The sequence below is a fragment of the Bacillus sp. EKM202B genome, assembly GCF_011066025.1.
In the GTDB taxonomy this organism is placed as follows: domain Bacteria; phylum Bacillota; class Bacilli; order Bacillales; family Bacillaceae_G; genus Bacillus_A; species Bacillus_A toyonensis.
Genome location: NZ_JAAMNK010000011.1, coordinates 108,308 through 120,748, shown reverse-complemented (window position 1 = coordinate 120,748; position 12,441 = coordinate 108,308). Strand labels below are relative to the sequence as shown.

At 33.9% G+C, this 12,441-nt stretch carries 12 protein-coding genes and 2 pseudogenes; 12 read left to right on the top strand and 2 right to left on the bottom strand.

The features are described from left to right. The first annotated feature begins 36 nt into the window (after positions 1 to 36). From G9F74_RS15600 to G9F74_RS15570, 6 genes and pseudogenes are all read left to right on the top strand, one after another. On the top strand, positions 37 to 807 hold the full coding sequence (locus G9F74_RS15600; RefSeq protein ID WP_000855628.1) for an ABC transporter ATP-binding protein: 771 nt from the start codon (positions 37 to 39) through the stop codon (positions 805 to 807). Next, entirely contained in the window at positions 794 to 2,710 is a 1,917-nt protein-coding gene (locus G9F74_RS15595; RefSeq protein ID WP_000059452.1) for an ABC transporter permease, read from the top strand. Before G9F74_RS15600 ends, G9F74_RS15595 begins: the two co-directional genes overlap by 14 nt. Before the next feature lie 443 nt (positions 2,711 to 3,153). Then, complete coding sequence (locus tag G9F74_RS15590) at positions 3,154 to 3,921, top strand: DUF4261 domain-containing protein (protein ID WP_016109248.1); 768 nt, start codon at positions 3,154 to 3,156, stop codon at positions 3,919 to 3,921. Beyond that, positions 3,918 to 4,412, top strand: a pseudogene (locus G9F74_RS15585) (immunity protein Imm33 domain-containing protein); the annotation flags it as partial. The gene G9F74_RS15590 and the pseudogene G9F74_RS15585, both read left to right, overlap by 4 nt. A gap of 104 nt (positions 4,413 to 4,516) precedes the next feature. Continuing rightward, positions 4,517 to 5,222, top strand: a pseudogene (locus G9F74_RS15575) (DUF7003 family protein). Positions 5,223 to 5,246: 24 nt separating this feature from the next. Continuing rightward, positions 5,247 to 5,756: a DUF2199 domain-containing protein gene (locus G9F74_RS15570; RefSeq protein ID WP_000830223.1), complete on the top strand. Its 510-nt coding sequence runs from the start codon at positions 5,247 to 5,249 to the stop codon at positions 5,754 to 5,756. Positions 5,757 to 5,795: 39 nt separating this feature from the next. Here the strand turns inward: G9F74_RS15570 and G9F74_RS15565 are convergent, their stop codons facing one another. Next, positions 5,796 to 6,698, bottom strand: coding sequence for a diacylglycerol/lipid kinase family protein (locus G9F74_RS15565; protein ID WP_016109247.1), 903 nt, complete (start codon positions 6,696 to 6,698; stop codon positions 5,796 to 5,798). A gap of 229 nt (positions 6,699 to 6,927) precedes the next feature. Then, on the bottom strand, positions 6,928 to 7,455 hold the full coding sequence (hpt, locus tag G9F74_RS15560) for a hypoxanthine phosphoribosyltransferase (RefSeq protein WP_000687583.1): 528 nt from the start codon (positions 7,453 to 7,455) through the stop codon (positions 6,928 to 6,930). 161 nt (positions 7,456 to 7,616) lie between these two features. Here hpt and G9F74_RS15555 point away from each other — a divergent pair, with 161 nt between their 5' ends. From G9F74_RS15555 to G9F74_RS15530, 6 genes are all read left to right on the top strand, one after another. Further along, complete coding sequence (locus tag G9F74_RS15555) at positions 7,617 to 7,832, top strand: hypothetical protein (protein WP_002039823.1); 216 nt, start codon at positions 7,617 to 7,619, stop codon at positions 7,830 to 7,832. 184 nt (positions 7,833 to 8,016) lie between these two features. Next, positions 8,017 to 8,349, top strand: coding sequence for a hypothetical protein (locus tag G9F74_RS15550; protein ID WP_000415609.1), 333 nt, complete (start codon positions 8,017 to 8,019; stop codon positions 8,347 to 8,349). 175 nt (positions 8,350 to 8,524) lie between these two features. Beyond that, positions 8,525 to 8,971 carry an LPXTG cell wall anchor domain-containing protein gene (locus tag G9F74_RS15545; RefSeq protein WP_016109246.1) on the top strand — a complete coding sequence of 149 codons (447 nt, stop codon included), beginning with the start codon at positions 8,525 to 8,527 and terminating at the stop codon, positions 8,969 to 8,971. A gap of 89 nt (positions 8,972 to 9,060) precedes the next feature. Then, the gene (locus G9F74_RS15540) at positions 9,061 to 9,681 is read left to right on the top strand and encodes a class D sortase (RefSeq protein ID WP_000771583.1); all 621 of its coding nucleotides are present in this window, start codon (positions 9,061 to 9,063) and stop codon (positions 9,679 to 9,681) included. A gap of 39 nt (positions 9,682 to 9,720) precedes the next feature. After that, positions 9,721 to 10,410, top strand: a complete 690-nt coding sequence (locus G9F74_RS15535) for a response regulator transcription factor (RefSeq protein WP_000041867.1) — start codon at positions 9,721 to 9,723, stop codon at positions 10,408 to 10,410. Beyond that, the gene (locus G9F74_RS15530; RefSeq protein WP_001225352.1) at positions 10,407 to 12,281 is read left to right on the top strand and encodes a sensor histidine kinase; all 1,875 of its coding nucleotides are present in this window, start codon (positions 10,407 to 10,409) and stop codon (positions 12,279 to 12,281) included. Before G9F74_RS15535 ends, G9F74_RS15530 begins: the two co-directional genes overlap by 4 nt. Positions 12,282 to 12,441: the final 160 nt, after the last annotated feature.

Here is a 12,441-nt window from a genome sequence, read left to right as displayed (position 1 = left end):
GAGGACATCAAGAATCATAACAGGAGGTACAGATAGATGAAAACAATGTTAGAGGCGAAAGGGATTTCGAAAATATATGATACAGGCGGGAATACGTTTGAAGCGTTGAAAGATATTCATTTACAGGTAAAAGAAGGAGAGTTTGTCGGTATTATGGGACCGTCTGGTTCTGGTAAGACGACACTTTTAAATGTCCTTTCTACCATTGATACAGCTTCAAAAGGTGAGATTTTAATTGATGGAAAAGATATTGTGAAGATGAATGATGATGAATTGGCGCTATTTCGTCGTAATCATTTAGGATTCATTTTTCAAGATTATAACTTGTTAGATACGTTAACAGTACGAGAAAATATTGCACTGCCACTCGCTTTATCAAAAGTGAAGGCGAAAGAAGTAGAATTACGAGTCGAGACGATTGCGAAGAAGTTTGGAATAGATCATATTTTAAATCAATATCCGTATGAAGCATCAGGTGGACAAAAACAGCGCTGTGCAGCATCAAGAGCGATTGTAACAAATCCAAGTATGATTTTTGGGGATGAGCCAACGGGTGCACTTGATTCAAAGTCAGCGACAGATTTATTAGAAAGCATGAAAACATTAAACGAAAAAGATCGTGTAACAATTTTAATGGTAACGCATGATGCATTTGCGGCAAGTTATTGTAAACGTGTTGTATTTATTAAAGATGGCAAGTTATACAAAGAATTACACCGCGGGGATATGACACGCAAACAATTCCTCCAACAAATTATTGATGTGATGTCTTCAATTTCTGGAGGTGCTATAAATGAGCTTATCTAGCATTGCGCTTCGTAATATAAAACGAAATTTTAAAGATTATTTTATATACTTTGCGTCTATGATTTTTAGCATCGTCATTTATTTTACATTTAAGGCGCTGCAATACAATTCACAAATAAGTGAAGCTGGAGATAACATCGGACGAGGATTCCAGCTTGCGAGTGTAATGCTCATTATTTTTGTTACGATATTTATTATATATTCGAATGGTTTCTTTACACGAAAACGTAAGAAAGAAATAGGTCTTTATTCTTTACTTGGTATTCGAAAGAAAGAAATAGGTAAAATGCTTTTTTATGAAAACATGTTAATGGGGTTATTATCGTTAGTAATCGGAATTATAATAGGTAGTTTACTTTCAAAAGGGTTCCTGAATTTACTTGTAAATATGATGGAGTTAGGTGTAAAAGTTCACTTTGAAGTACCGATTGGAGCGGTTATAGATACAGCAGTTATTTTTTGTTTCATTATTTTATACACATCGTTTAAAGGGTACCGCGTTATTTATCAATTTAAGTTAATTGAGCTATTCCGTGCAGATAACGAAGGCGAAGTCATGCCAAAAGGTTCTAAAATAATGGCTATCATTTCTATATTATTAATTGGATCAGGGTATTTCTTATCAGTAACGGCTATTAAAAATGCAAACAGTGATAACTTTATGCCACTTGCTCTTTACATTTTATTAGCAACAGTACTTGGAACGTATTTATTATTTATGTTCTTTACTATTTTTGTATTAAAAAGAGTGCGAAACAAAAAATCTTCATTCTATAACGGAATGCAAATTGTGACGACATCGCAGTTACTATACCGCATTAAAGGAAATGCGAAATCGTTAGCGACGATTGCAGTATTAAGTGCAGTAACTTTAACGGCGGTTGGAACTTCTGTAACAATGTATTACAACACATATATGCAGGCGAAAAAATATAAGCCAGTTAGTTATTCATATGAAATGAAAGATAATCATGTGGATCGTAAAGTGAATGAGATTTTAAAAGAAGAAAAGAATGAAGTCATTCATCAATATGAGTTAGAGACAGTAAAAGTGATAGGTGAATACGGTGATGATATTTCAAATAAAGATAGTTTACATGCAAGAACAACTGAAATAATCGCACAGTCAGCATTTAATAGAATAGCAAAATATTTGAATGAAGAAACTGTGTCTTTAAAGAAGACCGAAGCGTATGCATTTGATGCTATGTATAGTGAAGGAAATAGAGATAGTGGTGTATATAAAGGGAGAAAAGCTATATTCCCAATTGGAGAAGCAGCACCGGTACAAGTGAAAGATGTCCAAGCACAAAACATTACAAACTTATATGAACTTCTATTTGTCGTTCCGGATGAAGTGTATGAGCAAGCGAAGAAGACAATTGGAGCTCATACTGTGAAAAATATTGATGTGAAAGATGAAAGAAATAGTAAAGTGTTAACAGAGAAATTAAAGAAAGTAATACCGGAAGAAGATGCAGAAGGAAGAGAGCAATTCAGCGATTTCTATACGATATTCCGCAGCGGTATTGAAACGTCAGGTTTAATGATGTTTAGTGGAACTTTCTTAGGTCTAGTATTTTTACTTGCAACAGGGTCTATCATTTACTTCAAACAATTAACAGAAGCACATGCAGACCGTGAACGGTACATCGTTCTTCGAAAACTCGGTGTTACGAAAAAAGAAATGAAAAAGGCAATCGCAAAACAAATGAGATTTATCTTCTTCACTCCTTTAGTACTTGGTATATTACACACTTTATTTGCGCTGAAAGGATTAGCGACAGTTATTCCGTATGAAATTGCAGTTCCGTTGTTAATTAGCATTGGCGTGTATAGCTTTATTTATATTGGTTATTATTTGTTGACGGTTCGTGCTTATTTTCGGATTGTTAGTAAATGAAAAAATCCCGTGTTGAGTTTGGACACGGGATTTTTTGTTTATTTAATACTAATAAACAAGGTAGATATTACACTTAGTTTACGATATCTTTTTGTATGAATATATTGTAATTCATTTTGAGTGATTATGAAATAGAAAATCGAAAAGTGTCGATAAAGAGTCGGAATAGATATTTTTTCTTTAAAACCTTATGTTCTTTAGTTGAGTTTCTTTCTAGAATTCATTAGATTTTTAATGAAAGTAAGTAGCGCTAATTAATAGGTAGTATAAAATACAATATAGAAATAACTAGGATTTAATATAGAGCAATATATATAAGAAATGCTTACTACGTATTTCTTAAGGGTTTTAAAGAAGATTAGTAGAAGGTGCTTAGTAATTCAGCTATGCTTTTTTATCATTCAAAATATTGTAGTGATTTTAATTGAAAAGGGAGCATGTTAATGGAGACACAAATCGTTATTGGAGTACCTGGTTTATGGAAAGATAGAACAGAATTAATACAAGAAGTTGTGAGTAAAAGTAACTATATGTTAGCAGGGAATAGTATGCACCATAAGGAGAAGGAGATTGGCTTTGAAATCGATATATATGAACAAGATCCTTCTTTGAGAGAGGCTTTCTTCTATGCAAGTGGTGAGCGTTTTGATGAAGAATTGCTTCGGGATTTGGAGAAGCATACTTATACAGTGTATGTTATTGCAAAAGTTGACGATACAGAGAGGTTACAAGAAGTAATTGATGTAGGAATGGAACTTTTAAATGCAGGTGGACTTGCTTTAAAAGTTGAAACAGCAGGTGTAGCTTATTCAAAAGAAGAATGGCAAGGGCTTGCAGAGGATAAGGAAATCTTTCCTATGTATTCACATCTTGTAACTTTAGTTGGAGATGAAGAGGACGGTTATTATTCATGTGGAATGCAAGCATTTAATCTACCAGACGTTGTTTTAGACGGAGGAATAGAGCCGGAAGTAGCTGTAGATTTATTAAATGATTTTAACCTACATAATATATTGGAAAAACCTAATTTGAAAGATGGAGATACAATTAGTTTCAAAGAAGATGCTCCAGTGTATCTTTTATCTCATTATATAGATAATCGTTATGAACAAGAGGATCCATTTTATAATCCGTGTGGGGTATGGAAGTTAGAGAGTGCTTCGCCAAAGAAATCTATATTTCAAAAATTGAGGAGTATGCTAAGAGGATGAAGAAATGCATAAAAGAGCAACTACGCATATGTGAAAAATATGAGGCGGAGTATGTAGAATCACCAGATAACTTTAAGTTAGGGATAGCGCAAAATGTGAAAAGTGGTACCGTTCCAATTAATGGGTTACGAATGCCTGTAGAAAACGGAACGACAGGTTGGTACATTTGGGCTGGTGAAGAAATGGGGACAGAAGAAGATTTCTTTCTTCCTTTACACGTTCAACATATTGATGAATGGGCACCTGAAATAAAGAAGTATTTAGGGTTACCACCTGGTTGGAGATTTTTAATTGATGGAGATTACGAAGATGTGTGGTATGATCCGAATTTACTTAATGAAGAGTTAGAAGAGGATTCAGATGCATGGGAAGAAAATATGCTACAAGAGCATGGATGGTACATGCATAGCATATTAGCAGAAGATATTGATGGTATCCATGCTAATTATCATACGCATGGTCTAAAAGATAACTTTAATCATCAAGATTTATAAAAAATATTAAATATAGATTCTGAAGTTTTTCAAGTAACAGATTGAGAGTTTTTATTACTCAATGAAAGAGGAATTTTTTCAGCTGCATGAGAGCACGGTAAATGTTAGATAATATTAATGAAAAGGTGATAAATGTGCAAAAAGATATTTTAAGGTTATTAGATAGAAAGCAAAGTAAGTATGAATTTCCTATCTTAGATAATGAAAATATGGATATTTCACAAGTGAAATATCCATATTTTCTTTAAAGAGAATCAGGATTGGTTAATGGTGTTTCAATTTGTTGGTACAGGTTCATTAGGTGTATTTAATGATATTCAAGTATATGGAGATAGAATTACTCATTCAATGGGTGATGATGGTATTTTGCAATTAAATGATGGCGATTATGAGTTGTTTGATGATGAAGGTGAATTTATACTGGATATTTATAACGGCAGTTTAAAGATTCGTGAGCATCATTTTGAATATCAATTTACAGAAGAAGATTATGCGAATAATGGAATAGAAGTACAAACGACAGAGCAGTATCCAACATACTTCATGCGTATGCTTGCTACTAATGATGAAGCTAAAGAATTATTATGGTGGGATAAAGAAGAAATTTTAGAAGAGTTTGGTTTAGAAGGCGACTGGCAAGTAGCTTATGAAACGGAAGAATGGAAACATGTTGAAGAAGAAAAAGTAAGTGAAAATGAATTCTTCCAATCAGTAGCCGCTGCAATAGAGAAGAAAGATCCAAGTGTTATTGTGAATAAAAATGCTAATACGCATTGGAAAAATTGGGTAGAATTTGATTGTGACTGAAAAGGATAGGAGAAAGAATAACAAATGAAAAGAAGAAGAAAATCCGGAGAAAAAGTACAGATGAATCGTTTTACACTTCCTTTATGCTACGAAAGTGTAGCGCCATATTATTATTACGAGGTGGCGCCTCATGAAAGAGAGGGACGGTTCCATTTAACATCAGATCTTTGTGTAATGGACGATGAACATTACTTTATTAGAGGATGTTTAGAGATTCCTATAATTGATTATCACGAAAATTTCATTTGGACTGTGTGGGCATCACTTAGTAAAGAAAGTTATGATGAAGTATTAGAGAAGTGGGATGAAAGAGGCCGAGAAAATAGTGATCCTTACTTTGGTTGGTTATCTGTAGAAATACCAGTTTATCCAGAAACACTAAATTTAAAAACAAATGTACATATAAGAGAAGTAGGAATGGCGCCGTATGTTGAATTAGAGCCAACCGAGCATCCTTTAGCGATCGAACAAAGAAATGGAATTACTTTGGAGAGAGTTAAAGAAATACAAGAAATGATTCAACAACATAACTAGATTAGAAGAGAAAAAACGAGTGATAGCACTCGTTTTTTCTTATACAACCGCAGGATTATAAATCATCGTAAAGTGCCCTTGCAACAATTCAATATGACACGGTGTATGAAGTGAACTTTCGCCATCTGTATCTACTTCTTTTTCTTCTTCTGTTTCAATATGAATGGATTTCGCCTTTACATGGAAAATATCATTTTCATTTGAGTCTTCAAATAGTTTCTTTCCGATATAATCTTTAAACGCTTGAATGCCTGTTGACTTAACTACGAAAATATCAAGTGTACCGTCATCACATTTTACGTTCGGAATAAAGGAGGGAATACCACCAAGATATTCACCGTTTCCAACCATAACAAGAACAGCTTCATCTTCATATACTTGTCCGTCGTAAGTGATTTTAACTGGGAATGTTTCAGCATTTTTTACAGTTCGAATTGTGCTTAAGTAGTAGCCGATTTTTCCAAGTTTTACTTTTTCTTCTGCATCGATATTGTTTGATACTTCAGATACGAGACCAATGCCCCAGAAGTTTAAGAAATGTTGTCCATTTGCTTTTGCAACGTCAATTGGTTTTACGTGTTCCTTTGTGATAAGTTTTGCCGCTTCTGAAATGTTTTGCGGAACACCAAGTGTGCGAGAGAAGTCGTTGCAAGTTCCGCCTGGAATAATTGCAAGTGTAGGTCTAGTTTCAAGAGGAGCTAAGCCGTTTGTGCATTCAAATACAGTTCCGTCACCGCCAAAGACGATAATTAAATCTACTTTACTAGCAAACTCCTGACAATATTTTGTTGCATCACCTTGTTTTTTCGTATGAAGGATACGTAAGTCAGGAAAATTCGCCGCAAGAGGTGGTACGATTTTCGCTAAATTTGTATGTAAGTCGCCTTGTCCAGCTTTTGGATTTACGATGAGGAGTACTTTTTCAAATTTTTTCTTTGTCATTTTTATTCTCTCCCTTTGTCTTTTACGAATTGTGATAGAAAATAAACTTCCATCAGTAATTGATGGAAGTTTACCCCGATTAACGGGCAGTAAGACTCCCACCTCAAATTTCGCCGAATACGAGGAAGTCAGGTGGGAGATTAACTGCCCGTAAAAGCCCGATTGGTGAAGGCTAATAATCAGTGGGAGAAAAAAACCACTGATTAAAGTTTCACTTTATTTTATTATATTACTCCGTTACAACTGAAGCGATAAATGGTAAGTTACGATATTTTTCTGCGCAGTCGATACCGTAGCCAACGATAAATTCGTCTGGAATTTGGAAGCCAACATATTCAGCTTTTAAGTCCACTTTACGGCGTTCAGGTTTATCAAGTAACGTACAGAATTTCAATGCTTTTGGTTTGTGCATGAAGAAGTGATCTTTTAAGAAGTGAAGTGTTAAACCAGAATCGATAATGTCTTCTACGACAATTACGTTTTTTCCAGTAATGTTTACATCGATATCTTTTAATAGTTTTACTTTTCCAGTTGTTTCTGTTTGATTTCCGTAGCTAGATGCAGAGATAAAGTCGATTGTTACTTCGTTTTTAATGTGACGAATTAAATCAGCAGCGAATACGAATGAACCTTTTAATACTGCGATTACTACGATTTCTTCTCCTTCAAAGTCACGCTCGATTTGAAGTGCTAGTTCTTTTACTTTTGCTTGTAATTGTTCTTCAGAAATTAAAGTGTCTTTTATTTCAATTTTCATTTGAATCCTCCTACAGTGTAAAACTTGTGAACATTTCGACTGTAAAGGATAGAAAGAAAAAAGTCAAAGAAGACATAAGGTTTTTACAAAAATCCCCACAAAATAATCAGATGATATGATATACTGATTACATTAAGAAAACGCTTCCACAAAGGGTGATTATGATGAAAAAGAAACAGTATACAAGTGTAACATTTATAAAAGCATTGCTGTTAACAATTGTTCTTGGTATGTTGGCTTACATAATTGATGTACCTGCAATTCGCATTTCACTAATTGGAATGACTTTAGTATTAGGCGCAATTTCCCACGGTATGATATCACAGCTCAAAGAAGCTGGACTTGATAATATGAAAAATCATATAGATAAGAATTAAGAAACCCTCACGTATATATAGTGAAGGTTTTTTCGTTTCTTACAAAACTGTAAGGTAGTTGTAAGACAAATCGATAGTTGCATAATAGTATTTTGGATAAACTAGGGGTGTAAGGTAAAAGGCAAGCACATTTTAGGTAAATTAAGTTTTAGGCACTCTATATGTGAAGAAGGAGTAGGAGGGCATGGAGAAACGTTGGACAACCTTTTCTTTTTTAGCGACTAGTAACACCGTAATGCTAGCTGGAGAAATGGATTTTTTGCACTTGTTTGATCGTAAAGACGATCATTCTTCTTCGCAAATTACAATGAAATGGCGTAAATGGAGCGAAAGTTGTAGATTGGAAGAAGAGGCCCCTAACGAAGAGCAAAAGATTATTTTAACAAATCCTATTAAAGCGTGGGTTGTTCAACGTCGTAAGTGTAACGTCAAAAATCACTTCAAGAAAACTGAGCCGAGACAATTAGTTATCGCTCCGGCCCGCTCTACTTCTGAAACACGCGAAAGTAACATGTAAATATTGAGACACGCACTCAAAAAACATCGTATATATTGCGATGTTTTTTATTTTTCTACAATGAAATCTTTAAATGAAATATATTTCATCTGCATCTTATATTTATCTCTCTTGTTTATTCTAGTGATACATCCGATGCGAAGTGATGTAAAACGTATAAGAGGAGAGAGATAAAATGAAAAAGAAACTATTACCGATCTGTGCAATGGCACTTTTAACAGTAGGATATTCTTCAGTAGCAAGTGCGGATACTGGAACAGTAACAAAGGAAGAAGAAGCGCAAGTGCAACAAGATAAAGCTAAAAAAGAAGAAGCAATTAAGGCGCAGCAAAAAAATGAAGAAGAGAAAAAGCAAGCGGCACAAGTCCAAGAGAAAAGTGATATGGCTAAAAAAGAAGCTGCGATAAAAGAGCAACAAAAGAATGAAGTAAGGAAAAAAGAAGAAGCACAAGTGCAACAAAAAAAAGATGCGGCAAAAAAAGAAGTAGCGAAGCCAGTTGTAAAAGGTGAAAAATTACCAAATACAGCATCTAATAATGTAGCAATGATGGGATTAAGCGCATGTCTTGTAGCGATAGGTACATTATTTGGTTTGAATCGTCGTAATAAAGTTAAGGCGTAAATAAAATATTGTCCTATAAAGAATGGGATAATTTCACATATTAAAAATGGTAGGTTATTCCTACCATTTTTTGCATGGAGGGATGAAACATGAAGTTACTCAATTATATCGGTATCATATTGATGGCCATAGGGCTATTCATGGGATCATATTACGCTGTGGAATGGTATAAAGGAAAAAGCTCTGCGCAAGAATTAACGGCAGAAGAAATAAAGAATCTTAAAAATATACAAGATACTCAACTTGCTCATGAAACACCTGTAACTTCTCAAGTGCCTTCTTCTCAAATAGAACATAAAGAAGGAGAAAAAGTAGCAATGTTAAATATACCGAAAATAAAGAAGAAGTTTTCTATATATTGGGGAGCGAATGATGCAACGCTCAAAAAAGGAGTTGGTATGTTTGTAAGCGATTTAACGACAACGCCATCTGGAGGGGGACATACTGTATTAAGTGGGCACCGGGATACTGTATTTACAGATTTAGGAGAGTTGAAAGAAAAGGATACTCTTACTTTAGAGTATGATAATAAAACTTACACATATGAAATTCAAAAGACGTGGATTACCCATGCGGATGATCGTACTGTTATTATAAAAAAAGAAGAACCACTATTAACACTGACAACTTGTTACCCATTTGATTATATAGGAGATGCACCGGATAGATATATTATCGAGGCGAAGTTAACTGCTAGTTATTCAAAATAAAATTATAGTTTCTGAAGGCGAGAGGGGGATACATAGGTTATGTCAAAAAACATTTTAATTGTTGAAGATGAAGAGATTTTACGTGAAATATTAAAAGATTATTTTTTAAGTGAACAATATGTAGTGTTTGAAGCAAGGGACGGGAAAGAAGCTTTAGTTGTATTTGAAGAAGAAGAGGTTGATTTAGTTATTTTAGATATTATGTTGCCGGAACTCGATGGATGGTCTGTTTGCCGAAGAATTCGGAAGACGTCCGAGGTGCCTATTATTATGTTGACGGCGCGCGTAGATGAAGATGATACGTTACTTGGTTTTGAACTTGGGGCAGATGACTATGTGACGAAGCCGTACAGTCCACCAATTTTATTAGCAAGAGCGAAACGATTATTAGAAAGTAGAAAAGCATCGAAGAAACCTTTAGAGAATGAAGATGATACGTTATCAATTCATGGTATCCACGTTCATTTTCCATCACGTACTGTTACTGTTGATGAGGTAGATGTTAGTTTAACGCATACGGAGTTTGAAATATTGGTGTATTTCATGAAAAACCAAGGAATTGTACTAACAAGGGAACAATTAATTTCAAGAATTTGGGGATATGAATTTGCTGGTGATGATCGAACGGTTAATAGCCATATTCGTAATTTAAGAAATAAATTAGGAGAGAAAGCAAAGTACATTACAACTGTAGTGCGAACTGGATATAAGTTTGAGGGGAATGTATGAGAAAAGGGATTGTACTAAAATTATTTACTCTCACAACAGCATTATGTATGTTGATTTTAGCGACGATTTTTATTGGACAAACGATATTTTTCAAACAATATTATGCAAATCGAAAAGTGGAAGATATTAAAGTGAATTTAAATTCTTTTGAAAAGAACTATTTAAATTATGCAGGAAGTGCAGATGGAATCCAGAAGCTGGAGCAAGAATTTTTAAGAGAAAATAACACGTGGATTACAACATTAGATCAGAATGGAAATTTAAAACATGCGGATGATTTTTATGTGGAGATTACTTTAGAGCGTTGGGCAGAGAAACAATTTGGACAAAAAACAATCACTATTCCTCTGTATAACCTCATGAATATAGATGAGATTGAAAGTAGGATACTACCTAGTTTGGTAGGAAAAAAGGTTTATTTTAGTGGTTTGCTAAGAAATGACAGTTTCATCACATCATATTTACAGTCAGCAGAGGGGAGTTTGAGTTGGGCTAATAAACCACTAAGTAAGAAGTTAGCTGAAAGGGAACTTAAGGCAAGTGAGGAAAAGCCAAAAGTAGCACAAGATTTAATCGATGAGGAAAGAAAAAAAGTTGCTGGGAATTTGAGTGATTTGGAGAAGAAGAGGGTTGCTCAAAATTCCGATTTCAATATAAATGGGACAATTACGAAAGTGCAGCCTTCTGATGGAACAGTTCCCGTAAATCCAATTTATAAAAATAATTTATTTTTGGATAATATAAAAGAATTTCAAACTGATTTATTATTAAAAGAAAGCAATAAAATACGATATACAATAGAGACAATGGATTTTGAAAAGAATGATATAAAGTATAAATTATTAATTAAGCCAATAAAAGAAAAAGATGGATCAGTAGCATATATATATGCGATGGCTTCTTTACAACCAGTAGATGAGGCTGTACAAATGGTACAAGATTATTACATTTACATTATTGCATTTGTAGTCGTTTTGGTTTTTCTAGCTTCGTTTTATTACTCGAAACAAATTGCAAAACCGCTACTAAAAATAAATGATACAACGAAAAAAATAGCGCATTTAGATTTCACAGAAAAAATACCAATTACTTCAAAAGATGAAATTGGTGATTTATCGAAAAATATTAATACGCTATCGAATAAACTCCATTCGCATATTGGACAGCTAGAACAAGATATTGAAAAGGAAAGAAAGCTAGAAAAGACGCGGAAGGAATTCATTTCTGGTGTTTCACATGAATTAAAAACACCGTTAAGTATTATGAAAAGCTGTATTTCTATTTTAAAGGATGGGGTAGCTGAACATAAAAAAGAGTACTATTTTCAAGCGATGGAACGAGAAGTAGATAAAATGGATACGTTAATTTTAGATATGCTTGAGTTAGCTAAATTTGAGTCAGGTACATATAAAATGAAAATGGATTCATTTTATATCGATACAGTAATTGAAGATATATGTGAACACCTTTCTGTAGAAATAGAGAAAAAAGAACTTCGTGTTCATAAAAATATAGGTCCATTTGAAGTAGTCGCAAATCAAGGCCGGATTGAACAAGTCATCGTGAACTTCATTACGAATGCCATACGTTATACACCGAATAAAGAGGATATTATTATTTCTACAATAGATGAGAAAAATCGTATAAAAGTGTGTATTGAAAATAAAGGTACTCATATTGAAGAAGAGCAATTAGATAAAATTTGGGATCGTTTTTATCGCGTGGATGCAGCACGTCATCGTTCACAAGGTGGAACAGGGCTTGGGCTTGCTATTTCAAAGAATATTTTAGAACTGCACGATGCTGAATATGGGGTAAAGAATACAGAAGATGGTGTGTTATTTTACTTCTACTTACTGAAAAAAGCGTAGATCATACATGCTACGCTTTTTTTTAAGTTATTTTCATATTATCTTTACCTAATCTTTATTTTTAAGAGATATAATCTTGTTAGAAAAAGAGGTTATGTAAGGAGTAGATTAGCCATGAATAGCAATTTACTAGGTGTGATGGTATTTATTTTTCTTTGTG